Source organism: Microcoleus sp. PH2017_34_RAT_O_A (assembly GCF_020737885.1).
In the GTDB taxonomy this organism is placed as follows: Bacteria; Cyanobacteriota; Cyanobacteriia; order Cyanobacteriales; family Microcoleaceae; genus Microcoleus.
Map to the genome: position 1 here is coordinate 3,155 of NZ_JAEQDD010000047.1, position 405 is coordinate 3,559.

The window sequence follows — 405 nt, forward strand, 5'->3', positions numbered from 1 at the left end:
CTAATCGGTCGTTTTTGGTCTGGCAAATACCATAAAACGATAATAGGGTTAAACTTAATCACCCTGTATTATAGTGACATCAATGGTAATTCAGTCCCGCTCAATTATAGAATATATGATCGAGAAGAGGGAAAAACAAAAAATCAATATTTTAGAGAAATGATGACGGAAATCATGAATTGGGGGTGAAACAAAAAATAGTGACGGGTGATAGTTGGTATTCAGGAGTAGAAAATTTAAAATTTCTCAGAAACCAGAAATTGGGTTTTTTATTCGCAGTTAAAAAGAATATAACTGTCTCCAGTAAACCTCAAAAGTATTGTGCAGTAGAGATTATGGAGGTTTCAGATGAAGGAATAATCACTCATTTGAAAGAATTTGGATTTATAAAATTGTTTAGGAAAG

At 32.3% G+C, this 405-nt stretch carries 1 pseudogene; it reads left to right on the forward strand.

The features are described 5' to 3' along the window. Positions 1 to 405: pseudogene (locus tag JGK11_RS17035) on the forward strand (transposase); the annotation flags it as partial.